The sequence below is a fragment of the Candidatus Cardinium hertigii genome (assembly GCF_050864915.1).
Lineage (GTDB): Bacteria > Bacteroidota > Bacteroidia > Cytophagales > Amoebophilaceae > Cardinium > Cardinium hertigii_D.
The window spans coordinates 23150-46866 of record NZ_JBOZWY010000002.1 but is presented as its reverse complement, the minus strand read 5'-3'; the positions used below and the strand labels follow the sequence as shown (position 1 = coordinate 46866).

Sequence of the window (23717 nt, the reverse complement as noted above, 5' to 3'; positions counted from 1 at the left end):
AAACTATATAAAATCAAATACAGACGCGACAGAGCCGTCTTATAACCCCCAATCTTATTCTGATGCAGAGTCAGCCATAACCAGTGTAGCCAGAAAAGCCAAGAAAGCTACATAACAGGCAGGTGCTATAGGGCTATGATAGCTATGAAAAAGATAGAAACAAATGGCAGTAGCAGATTTACCAAATAAACTGGTACCCAATACGGTAGCCAATCCTATGGTAGTATAAGGTGTTTCTATAGCTACTTGTTCTTTTGACCAAATGGTCAAAAAACAGCTAAAAACAACTCCTAAAAAAATGAGCCAACAATGTACTACTATTATATAAAATATAGAAGCGTTTTGTAATCCTGCAAAAAGGGGAATAATAGATAAAGCGATTAGACCACTGGCTACTCCCATAAGGTTATTGTGGTCATATCTTTGACCAACCTTACCGATCCAGCTCATGAGCAAGATATCCAATACCATAAAGATGGGGAGGTATTCCATCATAGTTCTATAGGTAACGGTAGTAACCATAGGCACAAAACTACTCATAAAAAGAAAGGGAATCGTATAGGCTACGTAACCAAAGCCAGAAACTATAGCGATGCGCATAATGGCTTTACGTGCTTTCCAAAGTGGTAGATAGGCGCATGCTTTTGGCGCCATAAAGTTGGATTTTTTTCCCGTTTCTGTTGCTTTTTTGCTAAAAAAAAGAATGTTGCATAACGTAGATAAGGCAGCTATTAAAAAGGGCAAACGCCAATATGGAAGTGGATCATCGATCCATGCAAAACAAATACTTACGGCACCAGCTAATAAAATACCCATCATTGAAGCAACTTCATAAAATGGTGCTAGCCTTTTAGCCTGTTGCAGGGTTACATCTTTCAGTAGGTAGATTTTGGAAATATTATATGCGCCAGCTGCACATAATTCTGCGCAAGCCCTAGCGAACCACAATAACACAACAGTCCATAGGGAGCCCTCTGTATAGGTGGGCAAACAGCCTATCCCCATTAAACTGATCCCTATACCCAAAAGGGTATAACGCAATACAACCATTTCTTTTTTATGGTGGGCCATATTGCTAAAAAAGAGGAGACCAAAAGGCTTGGCGACAAAGGAAATAACAAAAGGGCTATAGCCCCATATCAATTGGACCAATAGCTCTTTTTGGGGGAAAAAAAGAGGTGCCATAATCGGTACCAAGTAACCATATAACGCATTATCAAAATGGATCAAGAGATTTGCCACTCCTATACATAGTTGTTCTTTAGATAAAAGTGGCTTCTGTCGATCTGCCATTGTAGAAATGAAAATTTGATTGTGTAGAAGTCAATATTTGATCTTACAGAAAGTAAAAATTATAGTTTAATTTTTTGAAAAATTTATTATTCGAATAAAAAATTCTATATCAGTAAAAAATAATATTATATATAAATATTTTCTGCTGCGGAATATGAGTTATACTATATAGCTTTCATTTTTTTATAAATTATTTTTGTAGCGTTTCTGTTCAAACTTCACAAATAAATAGTATTTTCTTTACAACAAACAGGGGAGAACCAAACAGAATTTATAACACATCGCCTAGAACAATTCAAATGTGTCATTTAATCCATTCGCTTTGCTCGAACGAATGACAAATTGTTCCGGTTGACCGATAGAAGGAGGCATATCCGCATCCATAAATTTCATATATCGTCCCATAAATTGCAGATGAACCTGATCTAATGCACCATTCCGATGCTTCGCGATAATAACTTCTGCCAAACCGTGTGTAGGATTACCTAATTCATCCTCTGTTAATCCATAATATTCTGGTCTATATAAAAACAAAACTAGATCTGCATCCTGTTCAATAGAACCAGATTCACGTAAATCAGATAATTGAGGCCGTTTGCTTCCTCCACGGGTTTCTACCGCTCGACTTAATTGAGAAAGTGCTACCACAGCAATATCCAATTCTTTGGCTATACTTTTCAGTGCACGTGAAATCGAAGCAATCTCTTGCTCACGATTGCCTCCCCCTCTATGGGCATCGCCAGACATGAGCTGTAAATAGTCAATAACCACTAGCTGAATATTATGCTTAGCCTTAAGTCTTCTGCATTTGGTACGCAATTCAAAAACGGATAGTGCAGGCGTATCATCTACATAAATCGGGGCATTGGAGAGAGCAGCTGTCTTATGAAGCAATTGTTCCCACTCATGATCCATTAGTTTACCTTGTTTTATTTTTTCACCAGCTAGTTCTGCCTCAGATGAGATCAATCGATTTACCAATTGTAATGCTCCCATCTCTAAAGAAAAAATAGCTACAGGTGTCTTATGGTCTATAGCTGCATTGCGTAAAGCAGAAAGTACAAAAGCAGTTTTACCCATACCAGGTCTAGCGGCAATAATAATTAAATCAAACTTTTGCCAACCAGAGGTAACACGATCTAAAGCAGTAAACCCACTGGGGATACCGGTAAGTCCATTGGCAGATGTACGACGATTGGACAAACTATCAAAAGCTTCTACCAATAATGAACGCATTTCTAGATAACGTTTGCGAATATTTCCATCAGAAACCTCAAATAGTGCTTGTTCGGTACGATCTAACGTATTGAACACATCCATAGTAGGATCGTAGGCATACTTCTGAACCATAATAGAAATTTCTATTAACCTTCTGCGCATGGCATATTCTAAAATAGCTCTAGCATGAAATTCGATATTGGCTGAAGAACTAATACGTGTGGTTAGGTAACTTACATAATAGCTTCCCCCTACTGCAGCTAATTTACCATCTTTACGCAACTGATTGACTACTGTAAGCATATCTACTGGTTCTGAGTCATTAAACAGTCGTACTATGGCTCGATAGATTTCTTGATGAGATTCTTTATAGAAACTCTCAGGTCGTAAAAGATCAATAACACTCACTAGGGCCTCTTTTTCTAGCATCAATGCACCTAACACCCCTTCTTCTAAATCTAAAGCGTGGGGAGGATATTTTGCATTGACTGCGAGCGTGTCAGTCGTAGAAAGACTAGATGGTTCTACTTCTAAGTTTTTAGTATACGTGGTCATAATAGATGATACTTAAACCAGCCCAAAATTAGGCATGACAGATGATTGGATTATTTGCTAAAGCTCTTATTTTCACGGTTTTAATCATATGTGCCAACCCACTAGCACGCTGAAATCCGATCAATGTGTTTATGCCAATCGCTTCTATAAAATAGAGATCTGCCTCTATAATATCTTGCATAAATTGGCCAGACAATACCTTCAATAACAAACTAATTAACCCTTTTGTAATGGCCGTATTGCTGTCTGCTTGAAAAAATAGTCGTTCTGCTATAAGTGTATCGACTACCCATACCTTAGACATACAGCCTTGTACCAAATAGTGGTCTGTCTTATATAACGGATCGATAGGGGCTAATGTATGGCCTAAATCAGTAAGGTAGTCTAGCATAGCGACTCTATCACCCGAGAAAGTGCTAAAGGCATCTATGATTTGCTCTTGATGTTGATGAATGGTCTTACATGCTATTTTTACCATATGAGCGCTTTCCTTTATGAATAATTTGTTGCAATGTCTCTAAAAATAGATCAATTTCTTCAATGGTATTATAGACCGCAAAAGAAATGCGGACTACACCGTCTATCCCAAATCTTTGCATAAGTGGCTGCGTACAACAATGGCCTGTACGAACAGCAATACCTTCGGCATCTAAAAATAGACCTACATCTAAATGGTGCATATTAGTCAAATTAAAGGCAATAATAGGTACTTTATGGCTGGTCGTTCCGACCAATCTTACTTCTGGCATACGAGCCAAACCAGCCAATGCGTAAGCAAGTAAGCTTTCTTCATGAGCAGCTAGTTTCGTATACCCTACACTTGAAATAAACTTGAGTGCTTCTGAAAAAGAGATAATTGAAGCCAATGGTGGTGTCCCTGTTTCAAATTTATAAGGAGGAGCATGATAGCGCACTTCTGTTAGGGTAACTTGTTGGACCATCCCGCCACCTGTTTGGTAGGGCGGCATCCTTTCTAACCACTTTTTTTTGCCATATAGAATGCCCAACCCAGTTAGACCATACACCTTATGGGCAGAAAAGACAAAAAAGTCACAATCTAAGTCGGTAACATTAATGGGCATATGGGGCACGGCCTGTGCGCCATCGATGACGACAATGGCACCTTCTTGATGTGCTTGGTCTATAATGGTTTTAATGGGATTAATGGTGCCCAATGTATTGGACACATAGGTTAGTGTAACGATTTTGGTGCGGGGCGAAAAGGTACAATGGGTTAGATCCAATTGTCCTGTATCGTCTATAGGGATCACCTTTAAAGTAGCCTTTTTCCGTTTGCAAAGCAATTGCCAAGGAATGAGGTTGGCGTGATGTTCCATTTCAGAAATAACTACTTCATCCCCTTCACCCACTGCCATCGCGCCATAAGTGGATGCAATTAAGTTGATACCTTCTGTAGTACCTGAAGTAAAAACAATATTTTCTACCTCAGCCGCATGTACAAATTTTTGCACCGCAGAACGGGTTTGCTCTAAAGCGGTAGTGGCACGAGCAGCTAAGGCATGCATCCCACGATGGATATTGGCATTATCCTTCTGATAAAAATGGCACGCAGTATCTATAACTGAAAAAGGCTTATGGACGGTAGCAGCATTGTCAAAATAGACCAGCGGTTTGTTATAAACTTTCTGATTTAGAATAGGGAAAAAAGCCCTAATTTGATCTATATCTAAGGGACGAGCAGAAAACATCGAGGGCAATTTAGTAGGTTAATAGCAAAAATATACTACAATTTTACAAGCTTTGCTACGAGCTTATCGTATACATAATCTTGTAATATCGGTAAAGAAACAGAAGCAATGATGCTGCTACCAAACGCTTCCAATAATAATCTTTTGGCTAAAGGAGCTGGTATGCCACGTGATTGCAAATAGAATAGTTGTGCAGGATCCAATTGTCCAGTCGTTGCACCATGCGAACATTTGACATCATCTGCATAGATTTCTAATTGTGGTTTGGCATAATGGTGCGCCGCATCGGATAGAATAAGGGCATTATTGGTTTGATAAGCATTGGTTTTCTGTGCGGCAGCTGTGAGGTAAATTTTACCACTGAAACTGCCTGTTGACTGATCACCTAAGATGGATTTATACTGTTGTTGGCTAAAGCTATGCGGTTCACTATGGATCACTTGGATCTGGTGCGCTGCTTTTTCTTTTACACCAAGTGTTGATAACCCATATAGCATAGCACGGGCATGACTACCATGCATTTGCGCCTTAAGATGCATGCGCAACATAGCAGTACCAAAGGCGAAGGTATGATGGGTAAACGTGGTATGCGCTTTTTGATTGCAATAGAGGGTATTGAATTGGTAACAAGATGGGGCATCTGTATAAAGGGTATGATACGATAGATGGGCCGCTTCTTCTAATAAAATATGGGTAAAATAGTTGACCAAAGCATGCGGCTTATGCGATAAGGTATACCAATTTTCTATTATGGTTGCTTTACTGGCTTGGCTTACGCTAATCATCAGCTGAGGTACTACATGGCGGGCAGAATCGGTCAAAATATGTTGCAGGACAATCGCTTTTTGTATATCTGCTGTAACCTCCAGTAGATAGCTCTCTTGAGACAACATTCTATTCAATAGGACAAATAAATCATCACTCGACCGAATATCATCCATATAAGCCGTTAGTACCTCTTTCTGTTTTAGCAGTGGCAGATCTAGTAACTTGTGCAACTGCACGCCCTGAGGGAGACCATGAAAATCCGATGGGACGTATATTCCATCTACAAAAGTAAGCGTTACACTTTGGATTACATCAGCATATCCACCTACTTCCACTGGGGAACAAGTTTGCTTAGCTATGGGATAGCCGTAGGGCTGATGGATCCATAACTCAACCATTTCACGCAGGTTGTTATAGTGTTCTCTTTGGCTGGTTATAAAACCAGGCTGGTTGAGCCTATGAAATGCCCATAGTCTTTCTGCATAGAAAGGATCCGTAAGAGAAAGATTTTTAAAAATATCTGTCAACCAATTTGTAAATGCCTTCATAGATGGTAATTAGGTGCGTTGTGCAATCCAGCCATATCCTTCTTTTTCCAATCGTTTGGCAAGTGTACAATCACCGGATTGTATAATCGTTCCATCATAGAAAATATGCACAAAATCTGGAACCACATGATCCAATAGCCTTTGGTAATGGGTAATCAAGACCATGGCATTGGTTGGACCACGCAACTGATTAATGGCTTGTGATACAATGGTTAACGCATCAATATCTAGACCAGAATCAGTCTCATCCAGGATGGCCAAAGAAGGCTGTAACAGCGCCATTTGCAACATTTCATTTCTTTTTTTTTCGCCTCCTGAAAAGCCTTCATTGAGTGAACGCTGTACCAAGGTATCATCCATACGGAGCAGTTTTCGCTTCTCTTTTAAAAGTTTTAGAAAAGCAACGGCATCTAAAGGGGGTAAGGCGCGCTGTTTCCTTATTTGATTGATGGCTGTTTTTAAAAAATTAGTAGTCGTTACACCTGGAATTTCAACCGGATATTGGAAAGCTAAAAAAAGACCAAGTGCTGCTCTGGCTTCTGGTGCTAGCTGCAATAGATCGTGACCATGCAGCAGTATACTGCCTTGTGTAACCTCATACCCAGCTTTACCAGCTAAAACAGCTGCCAAGGTACTTTTACCTGCGCCATTAGGTCCCATAATAGCATGTACATGACCTGCGCTTACTTCAAGGTTTACGCCATTTAATACTTTTTTACCCTCTATGTTTACATGTAAATTTTCTATGGTGAGCATGATCTATTATCCTACTGTTTTAAAATTAAATCGTATGGTATTTTCCTAGACTTGCCTACTATCTAGGGAATCCATAAAAGATTTGGGCAATTTGATTATAATTTGCGTTCATCCACTATACAGCCATTAGATCTGCCTCTTTTATCGTTAAAAGATGGTTGATTTTATCAATATAGCCATCTGTAAGATCTTGTATTTTTTTTTCTGCTCTTTTTATAGCATCTTCTGGTATACCATCTTTTTGGGTAGCTTTTAATATTTCTTTATAGTCACGGCGAAGATTTCTAATTACTACTCTTCCTTTTTCTGCTTCACTTTTAATGAGTTTTACCAAAGTTTTGCGTCTTTCTTCAGAAGGAGGCGGCAAGGTAACCATTACGATGCGTCCGTCATTTCTGGTAGAAAATCCAAGTTGACTTTCTGCAATCGCTTTTTCTATATGGGGAATCGTACTTTGTTCCCATGGTTGAACAGTCAAAGTACGCGGATCAACGGTAGCAATCGAAGCCAATTGGTGCAATGGCGTTGGATGGCCATGATAGCTTACCATCAAATGGTGTAACATAGTAGGAAGTGCGCGTCCAGCATTAATTTTTGCAAAAGCATCTTGTGCATGTATATAAGCTTTATCCATATTGCACTCAGCTTGATCTAAATGTTTTTGAATCATTTCCATAAATTAGTAATGTATATAGCAAGAAAAACTACCTGAATAAGCTATTGAACCTGTTACCTTACGACCAGCCGTTTATTTGAATAGGAACAACAACGTTATACTATTTTTTTGTTATAGCATGTAACCATTTAAATGCTACATTTCATCTATATCCATTTCTTCTTCATTTTCTCGTAGATCTATTATTTCTAAGTCTCCATGGGCATCCATATCAAATGTAAAGTAAGTATCTGATAAGGGAATATTCACAGAAAAACTACAAACTGTACAAATATACCTTGTTTCTTCGTTTTGTACTACTTCCCATCTATGAATTTGTGTGGTAGTACGATCGATCTCCAACGTAATACTTTTACAGCTGCTATCTTCATGAAGAGGCGTTAACTGGACTATGTCTCGCATTATATTTTTGGCTTTATGTACGATACGTTCCCCGATATAAACAGATAAATAGCCTTCTTGATAGATATTATATAATTCAGCAAAATTCAGATCAGAATCTGTTTTAGCATATTCGCTAATGGTGACTTCTTTTAACGCTTTATCGTATACCCAGACCGTCTCTCCATCTGTTATAGTTTCTTTTTGGTCATAGGATAATCTATATTGTGGTCCTCGAGCAGTGATGCACATTTTAGCATGCCGAATCGTGTCCTCTTCTGGATACTGAATGGTCAAATTATAGGTTGCACTAAAGTTCTCTAGGCTTTGGTAGTAAGCAGAAGTTTTATCTAGAATTTCAACTGCTTTTTCATCTACTGCTGCAAAAATAGGGACTATTGAGATAAAGCAAGCTAACAGTGATCTACATAACTGTACTACTAGAAAGTGATAGCGCTTAGTGATTTGCATAACTGTTCATACAATATATTACTTTAGTAAGTATACTAAAAAAGAATAGATCTGAGCAACGAAAAATTAAATAGATTATACTATACTCTATATGACCCTGTGGAATATTCCAATGGAAAGTAAACGCCAATCAATAGATCGTTCATTGAAAAAATAAATCTTTTTTCATTGAGGCAACGACGCATTTATTTCAGTTTTTGCTTGATCAAGCTTTGATGTAAAAAGTGCAAAAAAAAGATGGCCACCTTGAAAAGGATAAGATTTATCCAATAATTACGCTTTAAAAATTTTGCTTGTCTTCTGAGACAGAAGTGCGTAACTTATACAGAATATTTTCTGTAAGCAACCAAATGATCATTATAATTCTTTTTGATGGATGGCATTATATAATACCTCATAACATTCAGGATGATTGTTCCAGTTAGCCGCATCAAACGAGGTTCTTCCATATTTATTTTTTACCATGATCTGAATACCTTCACTAGCTACCAATAGTTCAACGAGCTTTAAATGACCTTTAGATGCTGCATAATATAATGGCGTATTACCATGATGGTTTGTGATGTTGATATTAATGTTTTTGGTTGCTAGCAAGGCATTAAGTACTTCTAAATGCCCCTCAAATGCAGCATAATGCAATGGCGTATTTTCATATTTATCTTTGATATTCACATCAATATTTATATGTTTTAGCAATAGCTGTGCCATCTGTAAAGAGCCGTTGAATGATGCATAATGGAGGGGAGCATAGCTATCTTTATCTATTGCATTTACATCAATAGTGGTTGATTCTTGCAACAATACTTTAATCAAGGCTACATGCTCCTCAGCAACGGCATAATGTATGGCAGTGTCATAATGGTTATTTTTTGCATTTACATCAATTTTTTTATTCTGCAACAATAGTCTAACCTGTTGCGCATTACCTTCAAAAACTGCCAAATGAAGTGGCGTGTTTCCATATCTATCTCTTTTGTTTATATCAACATTTGAATTTTGTTTTGGCATTTGCTCTCGCATATATTTGTGATTTAAAGAAGTTTTGCCAGTATAATAACCTGGTTGAGCCATTTAAAATATATTAAAAGCAACCAACTAAGACTGTGCCCATTTTGCTGGATTGGGAAAAATAATTTTATTTGGTGGATGCCTTTAAATCTAATAAATTTTTTATAAATCTCAATTTAGATGCGATTGCATTGCCCCTATCAAGGCGGGACCTATCTAGCCGTTTTACGATGGTAGGTCTTCAATGCTTGTTGGGCTGCAGTAGTTAATGCCTTTGCTATCTCAGGACCCAAATACTTATTTGCCAGCTTAACATCCACAATAAGTGTTTCCTGAGCCATATACTTTACTTCTTCCAGCATAATATAACCTTCCGAGTGACGTAAGTCATAGAGCCGTTCTGCCAATTTGATAAAAAGAACAGAAAGCTGTATATGGTCTTTTTTAATAGCTTCCTTTAAGTGATTCTGAACATAAAGCAACGAAGGATGGTCTAAATCTTGCCGTTTATCTACGTTTAGCACATTTAATACAAAAGCATAAACACCTAAGTTGTAATGATCCTTGATATAAGAAAGCGGTACACAAGTATGACGCACCAATTCATATAACAAAGAAGCATAAATCACTTTAGGTGAATGGAAAACCCATTCTACTACCAATTTGGCAATACCTACTACACGTACATAAAACAATTGACCTGAGAAATGGCGTTTAAAGCCGAAAGACTTCCTGAGTAATAAAAGTAGATTTGAAATCGTTCTAGCATCAATAGGATCTACTTCATGGGCAAGTTTGCAGACATAGTCATGGAACTGCATTAATACCATCATAGAATCAGCCTGCTCTTTAGAGGTAACAGGAGTCTCTGAGGTGAGGCAATCTATAGGCAGTTTTACCATCATCTTATCACGAATTGCTGCCCCATCAATAGGAAGTACCAACAGCATGGCTTGTTGTTTCGTATTAAAAGGATATTCCAAATAGCCATAGTGGGCACGAATCATACTAGATATGGTTTCTTGTTGCAGATCTATAGATGGTGGTACTTCTTGCTGCTTTTCACAACCCATTACACCCATTCTATCATCGTACAAAGGTTTGACCTTGGGAAGTATCTCAGAAGTAATTGCACCACTACGAATGACTAGTCCAATAGCCTGAAACAGCATAGAGGTAGGATGTCCATCTCCTATAGGATCTGATTGCTTAAACTGCAAAGCAGTCGCATGCAGTTGTATGCCAACCATGGGTGCACTGACACCATCTAACTTGCCGCTCACCCGTAAAACAGCCTGCACCAATGAGTAGATAACTTGATGAATATCACATATAATATAAGAAAATGGTGCGCTACTACTCCCTTTTATTTGCTCTACAAACATCGTAGGTGGATCATCAACTTCTTGACACAACACAAACTCTACTTGATCAATCAATTTATCTAAGCTAATTTTAGTAAGCTTCAAAAGTGCATGGTCCTTAGCCTTTTCTCTTTTATTGAAATAGGCCACCCAGTCATAAAGTTTATTTATAATACTCTGAAAATCTTGCTTATAAAGAGGCATATTGCTGTCTAAAAAGGAGATAGACTCCTCGATTTTACGCACTGCTTTTCCTAAGATAGAACCATAGCCTTTAGGCGCACTACAACTTGTAAAAGGAACCATAGCTGCGTCATAAAGTGCTTCTTTAAGTTTTTGAGCAGTTCGGATTTTTTCTCTATCCTTGAGATAGTTTACCTGTTGAAAACAGCTATGCATTTTAACTTTAAGGTTAATAAAAATGCCGAAAATAAGTAATCCCAATCCCAACCAGAGCGGCAGTAGCCACGCAACGGCTAATGGAGATAGGACCAGCACCAATGGCTCAGTAGAATAGAAAATACTCAAGTAGATAGCTATGCATAACGTCACTGTTACAACAGCTAGACCCAGATATAGTGGAAGAACGAATAAGGTTACCACCAAATGGGCCAAAAATAAACCTAAGTTTAAGAGTAAAGTAGTTTTATGCCACCAATGCCAAAGCACATTGATAGGCAAACAAAAAGATAAACCGATTAGCCAAAATAGCGCAACCATCCAACCTGGAATAGCTGTTATTTTTTTAGAGCGAAATGTGCTATACCCTAAAAAGCAAGCACCTACTAAGAGTTGTGGTATCAGCCAACAGCTATGGTCGATAATAGAGGCTATAAAGTAAGCCAGTAAATTAGTAATGACTACATAAATCCCCATCCATGTGAGCGTTGTATGGCTAGGTTGAAGCTTAGCTAAAGTATCTTTAATATGCATGAACCCATTTTTAATCGCTTCTTTTCGTGCTGCCTTTTTACGCATATGCACTTGTTGCATTTGCTTAGATGCATCATCCGTCAGTGGCTGAACCCAACCTGTACCATCTGGTTGTTTGAATAGATAATGCGCAGCCATCATAGCTATACCATTGGCTAACATGCAAATAAAAGAACCATTGATGCCCGTTATGGGTTCAATCCATTGGTTCCAAGCTAAAATAGATAGTATGCCTGTTGCCATACCGATCAAAGCCGTACGAGAGGTCCCCCGAAAGCCCAAAACAGCTAAGACAAAAGGAGCAGTTGCTATAGGAAGCGATAAGTCTAAACTTAATTTGAGCAAATTCAATAGATCATTACAATAAAAAGTCAATAGCATGGCCAATAGACCAATTATTACACTGGTCCATGTAGCCAATCGGAGCTGGTGCACATAAGGCGCTTGCTTTCGGCCGCGTATACTTTGCAGCATATCATGGCTAATCATAATGGCACAGGCATTGAGTTTAGAATCAGCTGTAGACATAGCCATGGCTAGTAAACTGATGCAAACCATTCCTTTAAAAATAGGTGGTACATTAGCCATGATATGTCCCCAAATAGCTGGCACTGGTAATTCTGGTGCACTTACAAAGACAAATAGACCAATTAGAATGATAAAAATGGTGATAATAAAACTGAAAAGAGTAGAATAGAAAAAAACTTTTCTAGCTTGAATCGAGTTAGCAGACATATAGATGCGCTGCATAGTTGGAGGTTCTATATAACCCATTAAAAAACTGAGCAAAAGACATCCCATAGCCACTAAATTCGTATCAAAATGAAATAATCTACTAAATTGAAATTTTTCCTGGCTTTGTAAAAAAGGAATGATTTCTAGAATTGATTTACCTGTATTTTTAAAGATAAACCATGCTAAAATAGGAATAATGACGGTAAAAGTTATGAATTGCAATAAATCTGTAAAAACAACTGCACGAATACCGCCGAAACTAGAATAAAGGATAAGGATTAGGGAAACTACAATGGTAATCGCTTTAGGAGGCACGCCATCTAAACACATATTGATAGACAAAGACATGGCACTGATTTGCGCAGCAATCATAGCAATCGCATCGCAAATGCCAGATAATGCTGTAATCATGCGTGGATATTTACCATATACGCTACCCATGGTTTCAGGCATAGAAAGGTGATACATAAACCGACCCATATATAAGGCCAACCGACTGATAATATAAAGATCAAATCCAGCCAAAAGCGTTAATATGATCCAGTAAAGGCCAAGATTATGCACTTGCTGTACACTACGTATCAAACCACCCCCTCCATAAGCAGTAGCTAATACAGTAGCCACTAAAGTAGCAGTGGCAAATTGTTTATCACCTACAGCATATTGCCGAAAAGAGGTAATTTTTCGACTAAAGTAAATACCTACTACTAAAGTTAATACAAGAAAAGAAACCACCATGCAAAGTGGTACGTTGAGAAATGGTGCCATAGTTCAATTGGTTACAAATTAGTACTATAAAACGTATTTTATACGAATTATAAGTACCAATTTGTATATATACAATACATTGTTCACTTTTGATAAAAAAATAGACCTAAATAAGACATTTTTGTCATTATTTTTTATATTTCTAGAGATAGAATTATTTTTAACAGGCCAATGTTTCGTCTGCCCTGAAATACCATATAATTATTTGTTAATCAGTAAAAAATTATTAAATTTGTGTTGGTTAATCATCAAATTTTGAGTTGTTTTGTATAAAAACCTTGCAAAATAATGCAGCCAATTAACCACTGAATAAAACTGTTTTATTTTTCTGAGATAGAAAAAAACTTTATTTTTGTAGAAGGAGTTATTTGGAGTGGTGGCCGAGTGGCTTAAGGTGCCCGCCTGGAAAGTGGGTGTACCCCTAAAAGGGTACCGGGGGTTCGAATCCCCCCTGCTCCACCCAATTTGCTTGTAGATCAGAGCTGTTTTGGCTTATCCTATTTGTTGAAGCATTTAAAATCGTGTGTGGCACTGCTACAATCTAACAGTTGGTACTATTTTTGCGGTTATTGGGGGGTTAATAGATACCAAACGACCCAAATACTACTAAAAAAACCATTGCTTATAGTTCTATTTTTTTTGACTGTAGATATTCTTTTATTCTACATTTTTGCCAGTTTCCCTGGCCAACGCCCTAAGTCAGCTATGTATGCCATTCATCTTTTCAATCTAAATAATCTTTATCAGCCCCTATGAAAATAATCGAACAAAGTTTTTCCAGCCATATCTTTAGCAATTACATACATGACACCACCTATTTTTCACAAAAAGGACACGAACAAGTGGTCTATTTTCAAGATCAAGCAACCGGTTTACAAGCAATTGTTGCGATACATGATACTACATTAGGACCTGCTGTTGGGGGGGTACGTTTTTTTGAATACCAAGATGAAAGAGAGGCCCTTAGGGATGTACTCCGTCTTTCCCGGGGGATGACCTACAAGGCATCTATAGCTGGGTTAGACGTCGGTGGTGGTAAAACAGTACTGATGAAGCAAAAAGGGACTGAATTGACCGAACCATTGCTCCGTAAATATGGCGATTTTATCGATCGGCTAGCTGGCCATTACATTACTGCACCTGACTACAATACCACCATGGAGCATATGGTATATATTGCCAAATCAACCCGCCATGTTGTAGGCCTTCCGCGCGCATTAGGTGGCAGTGGTGATCCTTCAGAACATACCGCCTATGGCGTCTACATTGCCATGAAAGCAGCTGCAAAAAAAACTTTTGGTACAGATAGCTTAGCGGGAAAAAAAATTGGTATAGCGGGGGTAGGTAAGGTTGGCTATTGCTTGGCACAATTATTATGCCAAGCGCAAGCGATTGTCTATGTAGCTGATATCTGCTCCAATCGGCTTCAAGCGATAGCAGCAGCCTGTAAGGTAGAAGTAGTAGCTATTGAACGTTTGCACAACTGCCCTTTAGACATATATGCTCCATGTGCTTTAGGCGCAGTTTTAAATAGTGAAACCATTCCGATGCTGAATTGTGGCGTTGTAGTCGGTGCAGCCAATAATCAATTAGCCAATCAAGAAGAGGATGGGAAACGGTTGCTTGAAAGAGGTATTGTATATGTACCAGACTTTTTGGCGAATGCAGGTGGATTAATTAACGCCGTTACGGAATTAAAAACAACTTCTCCAGATTTGGTCAAACAACGTATAGAGCAGCTTTATACCATCTGCCTTGATGTATTAAATCAAGCTTTAGAAACCACACGTCCTACACAAGAAGTCGCACAAGATATGGCTATAGCGCGCATCGGAAAGATAAAGAACGCCCAACTGTGTCGATAAAGCAGCTGTATTATAATGAAAAATTTTCTTATTCCTAGACGCTTTGTTCGTATAAAAGCATTACAAAATCTTTATGCATATACGATTGCAAAACAAGTCCATGAAAAAGAGGCTATAGAACAGATAAAAAAAGATTTTGTATGGGATTGCTTTCTAGATGAGCCTAGTCAAAAGGAACAGTTGACCAAAGCACAAACCAAGGCCGTTGCCCTTTTTCAAGCAGCAATAGCCACTACGTTGCCTACCCATACTTTTGTCTATAAAGAAAATAAAGAAATTGCAGAATCGGTATATAAGCAGCTTGCTTACTATGTAAAAGCATTAAAAAAAGACCAAACTTTTTTACAGCATGGATTTAACCAGTCAAAGGAATACATTTACATAATCCTTCTTTATGTTTTGTTATTACTGGTAGAATGGTATAAATTGGCCAAGGTCGTGCATCCTTCATCTGAAGAAACCGATCATTCACTTAAAAAGCAGCTGGCACAAAATCCTTTGTTAGAAGAGTTGTATCACAATAGCAAATGGATCAAAATAATCTATAAAAATGGTATCAGCTGGGCCCACGATCAAGACCAAGTACAAAATTGGTATAGACAATTTATTCAATCCGAAGAAGCACCAAAAAGCTATCTACTACATCCAAATAATAGTATAAAAATTTTGGAGTACGTTGTCCAGCATATTATATTTAAGGAAGGGGCAATAAATGATTTTTTGGCTATGAAAGATCTCTACTGGGACGAGCATAAGCGGATGGTAAAGAAAATTTTAATCCATATCTTTAAGCTGCTCTATACAAAAGACTTTGCTGCGTTTACGCTGTTTTGGGATAATTTAGAAGAAAAATGGGCGACAGAATCAGAGTTTTACAGTCGTATTTTGACCATCGTCATAGAGAACCACATCCGTTATGAAGAGATGATTGGTGCCCAAACTCAAAAGTGGGATAAGGACCGTATCCTATTAACAGATAAGTTGATACTTAAATTGGCCTTAGCAGAACTGATTGAATGTAAAGAAATACCTTTTAAAGTATCTATAAATGAGTATATTGAAATAGCTAAATGGTACGGCAGTGCTAAAAGTGGCGCTTTTATAAATGGTGTATTAGAAGGTATTTTAAAAAAACATAAAGAAAATTAAAAATAAGCTATTCAACCATTTAAATGATCCAATCATGGTAAAAAGAACTGAAAATTTAGTCATCCTTGGCTTAGGTTTTTGCTTAGGTGCTTTTGTAGGCATCCTTTCCGCACCTACAAAAGGATCAGTAGCTAGGGACGGTATGATGTACAACTTAAAATCATGCAAAAGAAAGTTGCAATCTTTTATTCTAAAAGTTGCAGGGTATAAAAATGATATAGCCAACGAAGCTAAAACTACTGGTAAAGAAGTTATTACGGATGTCGTCGCTGCTGCCCAAGAGATTCTAAAAGAATTGGACTTGCTTGCAACGGAATTAGAACAAAAAACCCAATAGCAACTAGATAAGACCACCCTTGATCTGGACGGGCGATTCGGAAAGTCAAAGTGCTTCTATTGGGTAAGTTAAGGCAACTTATTGGTTCCAGTTTGGCTAATCTCCTGAAAATAACGCCATATGCGTTATGACCCACTATAAATTTTTAGACCAGGTTAAAGCTTTTTTACTATCTGGCTTTAGAAAAATAAATGGTATACCTAATTTTTTGATCTTTGGGTAGTAACGCAATGGATTGGTTTGTTTGGTATAGATGACCAAGTGTTTAACACGCCATATTTTATATATAATGGTCATATTATGAAGTAGGTTTTCATCTATCAGTAGGTAGTCTACGTCCAGCTTAGCCCCACGCCATCCGTGCCAATCAGACGGAATGGTATGAAGGGTAAGGATTACCTTTTTGTACCAGGTAGCTATAATGCCTCCAGTATAGTGTCGTAATATACTGCTGTTGGATGATGGCTCATCATGGCGTAACGATCTGATCCCATCCTTTAAAGTAAAGGATAGTTGATGATTGTTATAGCAAATTATCTTACATTTTTTTTGGGTCGCTATAATTGTTTTGATATGGTATACACTATATAATGTTGCGCAGAGGCTGGTTATAATAAGATATATAAGATTTTTATATTGAAAGAAAAGCCAAATCGAAAGCAGCACAATATACAGTAAGTAGACAGTCCGCCTATTTATACAGCAGAATGAAAGCGTACCCATGGGCCATTTTGCCAACCAATAGACCAGTGTATTGGTGGCAAAAATCAATTTTTCAAGGGTAAAACCAAGTAATGTATTAAGGATGGGACAATAACTACTTACTAAAAATGCCAAACTAAGCATTAGGATGGCAAAAATAGCAGGTACGACCAGCCAATTGGCAATAATAAAATAAAGCGGAAACTGCTTAAAGTAATATAGAATCAGTGGTAATGTACTCACTTGTGCCGCAATAGATAAGGTAGTAGCCGTCCATATTTTCCGTAGGCAATAATGTTCAAGTTTTATAACGCGATGGAGCGGAGGCTGGAGGTATAGTATCCCTATCGTTGCCAGGTAGGAAAGTTGAAATGCGCAGTTAAATAATAAAGATGGATCCCATAATAATAAGACAAAAGCAGAAACAAATAATCCATTGTAACGATCCGATCCTCTACCGATTAGTAAACCTATTCTAGCAATAGTAATCATAATCGTTGCACGTAGTATGGGTGGTGCAAAATGACAAAGCCAACTATATAGCCAAAGCAAGAGAAGTGTACAAAGATCTGGTAGGATAAAAAAGCTTACGTACCTACATATATATTTAAAAATAGTCTTTAGCAGGATGTATAACATACCTACATGTAACCCAGAAATGGCCAATACATGAATGGTACCTGTATCGGCATAGGCTTTTTGTAACCCTGGATCTAAAGTTTCTTTTGCACCCCATAGAAGCGCTGAGATGAGTGCAATGGCTTGATCGTCTTGTAGTTGCTTGTGGAGTCTTTCAGTACACCATTCTGTGATCATGGCTCTCCAGTTGCCATTTTGATTGAATACCTCGGTAGTTAGTAGCTTAAAATCTCCATCGATTTGTTTTAAAATATGACGATATCTAAAAGGATGATAGAAAGCGCTATCATCCTTTGCTAGTTGGATGCGGTCAAGTAATAGAATCCGATCAGGTCTCCCATGAATTAGTAACTTATCTCCTTTTTTAGGATTATAATCATATGATTTAGAAAAATACAATTGTATAGATCCCCTACTATTGTACCAACCGGAGTGGTCTTTTATATGGGTTATAGAGGCTTTACAGCTAAGTGGAGCATACACTTTTTCGATACAAACGGTATATCCTTCTATCTGTTGGTGAACCTCCATCCACCGCATTGCTTTTCTTTGTTGTGCGGTCTGTAACAATAGATTGCTATAGCCTACTAAAAAAATAAGCAGTAGTCCTATAAAGTTTAACCATTCAAAGGTAGTGACACCAGCATGTAGCGCAGTCATCCAATATAGTACACCCAGTGTCAGCAAAAGCAAAAGTGTAGTAAATAAGTCTGTTGGGTAATAGATGGCCAATACAATACCACTTATATAAAAACATATGAGGCGGAAGAGTGGTAGCGCAGTAGCGGTTAACATGTATTGATTAATTGTAGAAGTCAAGATATAGTGGCTCTAAAACATCGGACAGTTATTTATAAAAAATGTTTCCTTTTTTTTCTTAAGATTAAATCTAAACTACTAACCTTTACATACTTCTAAGGCCTGTTTAGCAGCTGCTTCTAATGCCTGACCTATTTCTGGTCCCAAATATCTATTGGCTATTTCGAGATCTATAGTAAGTGTTTCTTGCGCCATGTGTAACATTTCTGACAGATGAATGTAACCAGCTGCATGACGCAAATCGTATAGTCTTTCAGCTAGTTTTATAAATAGAACAGAAAGTTGTACATGCTCTTCCTTAATGGCTTGTTCCAAGCGATTTTGTACATAAAGCAAAGAAGGATGATCTAGATCCTTACCTTTGTCTATCCCTACCACATTGGATACAAAAGCATAGACACCTAAATTATAATGTTGTTTGATATAAGAAAGAGGCAAGCAAGTACGACGCACCAATTCATATAGTAAAGCAGCATAGACGACTTTAGGGGAGTGAAAAACCCAATTTGTTACTAATTTTGCAATTCCTACTGCCCGTACATAAAACAATTGTCCAGAGGCATGCCGTTTAAACCGAAAATGCCTCCTGAGCAATAAAAGTATATCTGAAACAGTTTTTACATCAATCGGATCTACTTCACACGATAATTTATAAACATGGTCATAGAACTTCATTAGTTCCATCATGGAATCAGCTTCTTCTTTAGGAGTAATAGGGGATTCTACAGTTAAAGCATCTATAGGAAATCCAGCCGTCATCTTATTCATAATATCGGTTACATCTCTAGGCAATACCATCAGCATAGTGGGTACTTTTTTATCAAAAGAAGCTTCGAAATAGCCATAATGTGCACCGACTATACTGGATATGGTGTCTTGCTCAATATCTATAGAGGGTGGTCTATCCTTCTTTACTTTAGGATCTACAAAACCTATTTGATTATAGCATGACTTGACCTTTGGCAAATACTCATTAGAAGTAGTAGACTGGCTAATTATTAGAGCAATAGCTTTAAAATCCATCAATACAGGACAGTTGTGATCAATAGAATCGGCTTGTTTGAATTGTAAAGAGGTAGGATGTAGTTGTATGCCAACAATTGGTACATTGGGTCCTTCTGACTTACCAATGCGTAAAATTGCTTTAACTAACGAATAGGTTAGTTGATTGATATCGCATACTATTTCGGAACATAGCTCCTGGTTAGTAGAGCTTATTTTTTCTACCAATATTTTAGGGGGATCCGACATATGTTGGGATAAAACCACCTCTACTTTCCGAATCAACTTATCTAAAGTGATTTTATTAGGTTGCAGTAGTGCATGATCTTTAGCCTTTTCTCTTCTATTAAAATAAGTAACCCAATCGTAAAGCTTGTTAAAAATGCTTTGAAGATCTTCTTTATAAAGAGCGGTATGGTTGTCTAAAAAAGAGATAGATTCTTCAACTTTATGCACTACCTGGTTCAAAATAAATCCATAGCTTTTAGGAGGCATAGCACTAGTATAGGGAACCAAAGCTGCTTCATAGAGAGAGGCTTTGAGTTGTTGAGATGTTCTAATTTGTTCTTGTTCTTTTAGGTAAATATTTTCTATAGTAAGGTTAACCACCTTTATTTTAAAGCATAAAATCAAAATAAACAGAAATATACCCATCATAAATAGTGGGAATAAGGAACACAATACTGGATACGATAATCCAATATAAATTGGATAAATTGACAATAATGAAGTAATTGATATAACTGTTATACTTAGATATAGAGGAAATATCCATAAGACTAAAGAAAAATGGGCTAAAGATAAAAATAGATTAAAGTTTGGATCTAAAATATGAAACCAGTTCCACAGAATGTTTAAAGGAAGATAAACGACTAATCCTATTATAGAACCTAATCCATTTGGAATGGACCGTATCTTTTTGGAATTATCATATAGAAATGGATAACCCACAAAATAAGCTGATAAAAAAAGTTGCAGAACAAGTAAATAGACATGACCTAGAGTAGGCGCTATAAAATAAGCCAACAAGTTAGTAACAGCAATATAACATCCCAGACATACTATTGTAGTATGGCTAGGTTTTAGTTTAGTCATAGTCATTTTTTTATTTTCCCAAGACTTTCTAATAGATTCTTTTCGTTCTTCTTGCTTACGAAAATTCTCTTGTTGTATTTGTTTAAAGGTGTTATCGGGTTTGACCCATCCTGTATTTTTGGGTTGTTTGAATAGATAATGGGACGCCATCATAGAAAGGGTATTAGCTAACATAGCAAGAAAGGAACCGTCTATATCAGTTGTTGGTTTAATCCATTTGTCCCAAGTTAAAATAAATAGTGCACCTGTAGCCATACCAATTAAAGCAGTACGAGAAGTACCCCGGAAGCCGAGTATAACCAATATAAAAGGAGCAGTAACTATAGGTACAGCGCAAGTAAGAGACCAATACATTAATTTTAAGAGATCTGTACAATAAAAAGCTACAAGCATAGCGAGTAGCCCTACCACCAGAGTATTCCATTTAGCTATCGTGAGTTTCTGTTTGTCATCTATGCCTTTCCACTTTTGTAGGGATTGCACAATATCATTGCTCACCATAACCGAACAAGAGTTTAAACAAGAATCAGCTGTAGACATAGACATAGCGAGTAAACCTATACAAACCATACCCTTAAACCCAGATGGTATACTAACCATTATATAATTCCAAATCTCTTCTTTCTGTAAATCTGGTGCTCCTGCAAAAACAAATAAGCCAACTAGAATAATAGAAGCAAATATACACAAATCGAAAATAGCTACATACGAAAAAACTTTTTGGGCCTGAACGGGACTAGAAGACATATATACACGCTGCATAACTGAGGGCCTTATATGAGATACTATACAAGATAAAACTAGTAGAAAAAGACTCAATAGCTTGATATTAAATTGGAAAAGGTTACTAACTTGAAACTTAGTGTATTCTTGTAGCATAGGAAAAATTACTGATACTGGGTTACCTACTTTTTTAAAGATAAACCAACTAAACAGGGGAATCATAACGGAAAAGGTTATAAACTGCAATACATCTGTATAGGTAACTGCACGAACACCTCCATAGGTGGAATAGAAAATAAAAAGAAAGGTAGCAATTACAGATACATATATTACATAGGTATGATCTATATTCATACACATACTAATAGCTTGGGAGGTTACTCTGATTTGAGTAGTAATTGAAACAATGTTAAGACAAATACCAACCAAAGCAGCTACAATTCTTGGATACTTTCCATAAATATTACCTAGTGTCTCTGCTATAGAGAGGTGTTGCATAAATGGACCCATACGTAACACTAACTTACCAATTAACCAGGAGCCCAATGGCCCTAAAAGACAAAAGACTATCCACCATAAACCAAGGTCATGCACACACTCCACATTACGCATCAAACCTCCTCCTCCCCACGTAGTAGCCAATACCGTAGCTACCAAGGTAGCAGTAGAAAACTGTTTATTCCCCACCGCATATTCTCGAAATGTGGTTTTTTTTCTACTAAAGTAAAGACCTACCAGTAGTGTTAACAATAAAAACGCCCCTATTATTACGATAGGCATATTCAAGAACATCATAAATAAAGTATTTAAAAGAATATAGAACCTACTATAAATGTGTTATAATAATTTATATAGTAAGAATTTTTTATAAAAATCTTTTAAAGCCAACTATAGATTTATTTTACTGAACTAATATTTCTACTAAAGAATTAGATGTTTTACTCGTATTCCGCAGCAGAAAATATTTATATATAATATTATTTTTTACTGATATAGAATGTCTTATTCGAATAGTAAATTTTTCAAAAAATGATATAGTGTCTTACATATACAAACTTACGACGACATAGATGCGACAGGGTCCTATGAACCACTGGATGGCGTCAACGCATAATTTTTAGTTTATCCAGTGCTTTTCTATATTTATAGCCATTTTTTAAATGTTCTGTATGAGAACGGGCAAAATAATGCAATCCTGAAAAATCTTCTTTTGCTGAAAAGAAAAGGTAATCATGTGGTATATAATTCAGTACCGCATCAATCATTGTCACGCTAGGCAAACCAATAGGTCCAGGTGGCAACCCTTTTTTACGGTAGGAATTATAGGGAGAATCCATATAGGTATCCTGTTGTAGGACTCTTTTAATACTACATTGCTTTTCTTTTAGCGCATAGACAAGCATTGGACAAGATTGAAGCGGCATATGGCGTTTGAGTCTATTTAAATAGACGCCTGCAATCTTAGCGGCTTCTTGTAGGTTGTTTGTTTCTGCTTGAACGATAGAGGCTAAAATAGAGACCTCTATTGCACTTAAGCCTATTTTTTTAGCTTTATTCAGACGTGTTGCATGCCAAAAACGTTGGTAAGCTAGATGGATTTTCGATAGCAACTGTTCTGCGGTAATCGTCCAGTATATTTCATAGGTATCTGGAATAAACATAGTTAATACATTTTCTGGCGTAAAGCCGTAGGCCGATAACTTTTCTGCATCATTTAGCAGCGCCCATAGTGGTTCCTTGGTGATACCTACAGAACGGACGAGCTGATCTATTAAGGAAGCTTTATTGGCGGCAGTAGAAAAAGTAAGCTTAACGGGATGTTGCATGCCACCACGTAGCATTCTAATCATTTGCCAATTATCCATATGCTCCATTATTCTGTATTGACCAGGCCTATTTTCAGGATGATACCTGAATAAATAGGTTGCCCATAAAAAAGTAGTTCCATTTTTTATGTAGCCTTCATTTTTTAGTTTTTCTTTGAGTTGGGAACGGGTACATTTATTTGGAATCACCAGTAAACGACTGGGTGGGTGTGTATTAGGAAAAGCCAGTATCGCATATAAGCCAACGCAAATTAAAAAACCAACTCCAATCATCCATTGCCGCTTTGTTTTTAACAAAAAAAGAGCATAAACGAAAGAAAGATCTACCATAGATCGGTTATTCATTAATAAAATAGCTGCAAACTCAAATGGTATAC

16 protein-coding genes and 1 tRNA gene are annotated in these 23717 nt (G+C 37.2%); 4 read left to right on the top strand and 13 right to left on the bottom strand.

Annotation, left to right across the window (positions count from 1 at the left end; genetic code table 11):
- Window positions 1-54 precede the first annotated feature (54 nt).
- From ACRRVD_RS01405 to ACRRVD_RS01360, 10 genes are all read right to left on the bottom strand, one after another.
- On the bottom strand, window positions 55-1293 hold the full coding sequence (locus tag ACRRVD_RS01405; RefSeq protein WP_432461394.1) for an MFS transporter: 1239 nt from the start codon (window positions 1291-1293) through the stop codon (window positions 55-57).
- A gap of 285 nt (window positions 1294-1578) precedes the next feature.
- The gene (gene dnaB / locus ACRRVD_RS01400; protein ID WP_432461393.1) at window positions 1579-3066 is read right to left on the bottom strand and encodes a replicative DNA helicase; all 1488 of its coding nucleotides are present in this window, start codon (window positions 3064-3066) and stop codon (window positions 1579-1581) included.
- A 28-nt stretch (window positions 3067-3094) separates the two neighbouring features.
- A complete protein-coding gene (locus tag ACRRVD_RS01395; RefSeq protein WP_432461392.1) occupies window positions 3095-3544 on the bottom strand; it encodes a SufE family protein in 450 nt (149 codons plus the stop codon).
- Window positions 3525-4775 carry an aminotransferase class V-fold PLP-dependent enzyme gene (locus ACRRVD_RS01390; protein ID WP_432461552.1) on the bottom strand — a complete coding sequence of 417 codons (1251 nt, stop codon included), beginning with the start codon at window positions 4773-4775 and terminating at the stop codon, window positions 3525-3527. The genes ACRRVD_RS01395 and ACRRVD_RS01390 overlap by 20 nt, the downstream gene beginning before the upstream one ends.
- Window positions 4776-4810: 35 nt before the next feature.
- Window positions 4811-6091, bottom strand: coding sequence for a SufB/SufD family protein (locus ACRRVD_RS01385; RefSeq protein ID WP_432461391.1), 1281 nt, complete (start codon window positions 6089-6091; stop codon window positions 4811-4813).
- Window positions 6092-6100: 9 nt separating this feature from the next.
- Complete coding sequence (sufC, locus tag ACRRVD_RS01380; protein WP_432461390.1) at window positions 6101-6847, bottom strand: Fe-S cluster assembly ATPase SufC; 747 nt, start codon at window positions 6845-6847, stop codon at window positions 6101-6103.
- A 115-nt stretch (window positions 6848-6962) separates the two neighbouring features.
- Entirely contained in the window at window positions 6963-7517 is a 555-nt protein-coding gene (gene frr, locus ACRRVD_RS01375) for a ribosome recycling factor (RefSeq protein ID WP_432461389.1), read from the bottom strand.
- A gap of 141 nt (window positions 7518-7658) precedes the next feature.
- Complete coding sequence (lolA1, locus tag ACRRVD_RS01370; RefSeq protein ID WP_432461388.1) at window positions 7659-8375, bottom strand: outer membrane lipoprotein periplasmic chaperone LolA1; 717 nt, start codon at window positions 8373-8375, stop codon at window positions 7659-7661.
- A gap of 357 nt (window positions 8376-8732) precedes the next feature.
- Entirely contained in the window at window positions 8733-9383 is a 651-nt protein-coding gene (locus tag ACRRVD_RS01365; protein ID WP_432461387.1) for an ankyrin repeat domain-containing protein, read from the bottom strand.
- Between the two features lie 212 nt (window positions 9384-9595).
- Window positions 9596-13183: a sodium:solute symporter family transporter gene (locus ACRRVD_RS01360; protein WP_432461386.1), complete on the bottom strand. Its 3588-nt coding sequence runs from the start codon at window positions 13181-13183 to the stop codon at window positions 9596-9598.
- A 370-nt stretch (window positions 13184-13553) separates the two neighbouring features.
- Between ACRRVD_RS01360 and ACRRVD_RS01355 the strand changes: the two genes are divergently transcribed.
- From ACRRVD_RS01355 to ACRRVD_RS01340, 4 genes are all read left to right on the top strand, one after another.
- Window positions 13554-13642, top strand: a tRNA-Ser gene (locus tag ACRRVD_RS01355).
- Window positions 13643-13935: 293 nt separating this feature from the next.
- The gene (locus tag ACRRVD_RS01350) at window positions 13936-15048 is read left to right on the top strand and encodes a Glu/Leu/Phe/Val family dehydrogenase (RefSeq protein ID WP_432461385.1); all 1113 of its coding nucleotides are present in this window, start codon (window positions 13936-13938) and stop codon (window positions 15046-15048) included.
- A 15-nt stretch (window positions 15049-15063) separates the two neighbouring features.
- Window positions 15064-16197 (top strand): transcription antitermination protein NusB, encoded by a 1134-nt coding sequence (locus ACRRVD_RS01345; protein WP_432461384.1) that lies wholly within the window; start codon window positions 15064-15066, stop codon window positions 16195-16197.
- Window positions 16198-16231: 34 nt separating this feature from the next.
- Entirely contained in the window at window positions 16232-16534 is a 303-nt protein-coding gene (locus ACRRVD_RS01340; protein ID WP_432461383.1) for a YtxH domain-containing protein, read from the top strand.
- Window positions 16535-16669: 135 nt separating this feature from the next.
- Here ACRRVD_RS01340 and ACRRVD_RS01335 read toward each other — a convergent pair whose 3' ends face one another.
- From ACRRVD_RS01335 to mltG, 3 genes are all read right to left on the bottom strand, one after another.
- A complete protein-coding gene (locus ACRRVD_RS01335; RefSeq protein WP_432461382.1) occupies window positions 16670-18694 on the bottom strand; it encodes a ComEC/Rec2 family competence protein in 2025 nt (674 codons plus the stop codon).
- 78 nt (window positions 18695-18772) lie between these two features.
- The gene (locus ACRRVD_RS01330) at window positions 18773-22309 is read right to left on the bottom strand and encodes a sodium:solute symporter family transporter (protein WP_432461381.1); all 3537 of its coding nucleotides are present in this window, start codon (window positions 22307-22309) and stop codon (window positions 18773-18775) included.
- Between the two features lie 308 nt (window positions 22310-22617).
- Window positions 22618-23637, bottom strand: coding sequence for an endolytic transglycosylase MltG (mltG, locus tag ACRRVD_RS01325; RefSeq protein ID WP_432461380.1), 1020 nt, complete (start codon window positions 23635-23637; stop codon window positions 22618-22620).
- Between the last annotated feature and the right edge of the window lie 80 nt (window positions 23638-23717).

Excerpts from the sequence above, each read along its gene's own strand:
- ACRRVD_RS01350 (WP_432461385.1), top strand. The coding sequence starts at position 13,936 with ATGAAAATAATCGAACAAAGTTTTTCCAGCCATATCTTTAGCAATTAC.
- frr (WP_432461389.1), bottom strand. The coding sequence starts at position 7,517 with ATGATTCAAAAACATTTAGATCAAGCTGAGTGCAATATGGATAAAGCT.
- ACRRVD_RS01390 (WP_432461552.1), bottom strand. The coding sequence starts at position 4,775 with ATGTTTTCTGCTCGTCCCTTAGATATAGATCAAATTAGGGCTTTTTTC.
- ACRRVD_RS01385 (WP_432461391.1), bottom strand. The coding sequence starts at position 6,091 with ATGAAGGCATTTACAAATTGGTTGACAGATATTTTTAAAAATCTTTCT.
- ACRRVD_RS01405 (WP_432461394.1), bottom strand. The coding sequence starts at position 1,293 with ATGGCAGATCGACAGAAGCCACTTTTATCTAAAGAACAACTATGTATA.
- ACRRVD_RS01395 (WP_432461392.1), bottom strand. The coding sequence starts at position 3,544 with ATGGTAAAAATAGCATGTAAGACCATTCATCAACATCAAGAGCAAATC.
- ACRRVD_RS01360 (WP_432461386.1), bottom strand. The coding sequence starts at position 13,183 with ATGGCACCATTTCTCAACGTACCACTTTGCATGGTGGTTTCTTTTCTT.
- ACRRVD_RS01365 (WP_432461387.1), bottom strand. The coding sequence starts at position 9,383 with ATGCCAAAACAAAATTCAAATGTTGATATAAACAAAAGAGATAGATAT.
- dnaB (WP_432461393.1), bottom strand. The coding sequence starts at position 3,066 with ATGACCACGTATACTAAAAACTTAGAAGTAGAACCATCTAGTCTTTCT.
- ACRRVD_RS01340 (WP_432461383.1), top strand. The coding sequence starts at position 16,232 with ATGGTAAAAAGAACTGAAAATTTAGTCATCCTTGGCTTAGGTTTTTGC.
- lolA1 (WP_432461388.1), bottom strand. The coding sequence starts at position 8,375 with ATGCAAATCACTAAGCGCTATCACTTTCTAGTAGTACAGTTATGTAGA.
- ACRRVD_RS01345 (WP_432461384.1), top strand. The coding sequence starts at position 15,064 with ATGAAAAATTTTCTTATTCCTAGACGCTTTGTTCGTATAAAAGCATTA.
- ACRRVD_RS01330 (WP_432461381.1), bottom strand. The coding sequence starts at position 22,309 with ATGATGTTCTTGAATATGCCTATCGTAATAATAGGGGCGTTTTTATTG.
- sufC (WP_432461390.1), bottom strand. The coding sequence starts at position 6,847 with ATGCTCACCATAGAAAATTTACATGTAAACATAGAGGGTAAAAAAGTA.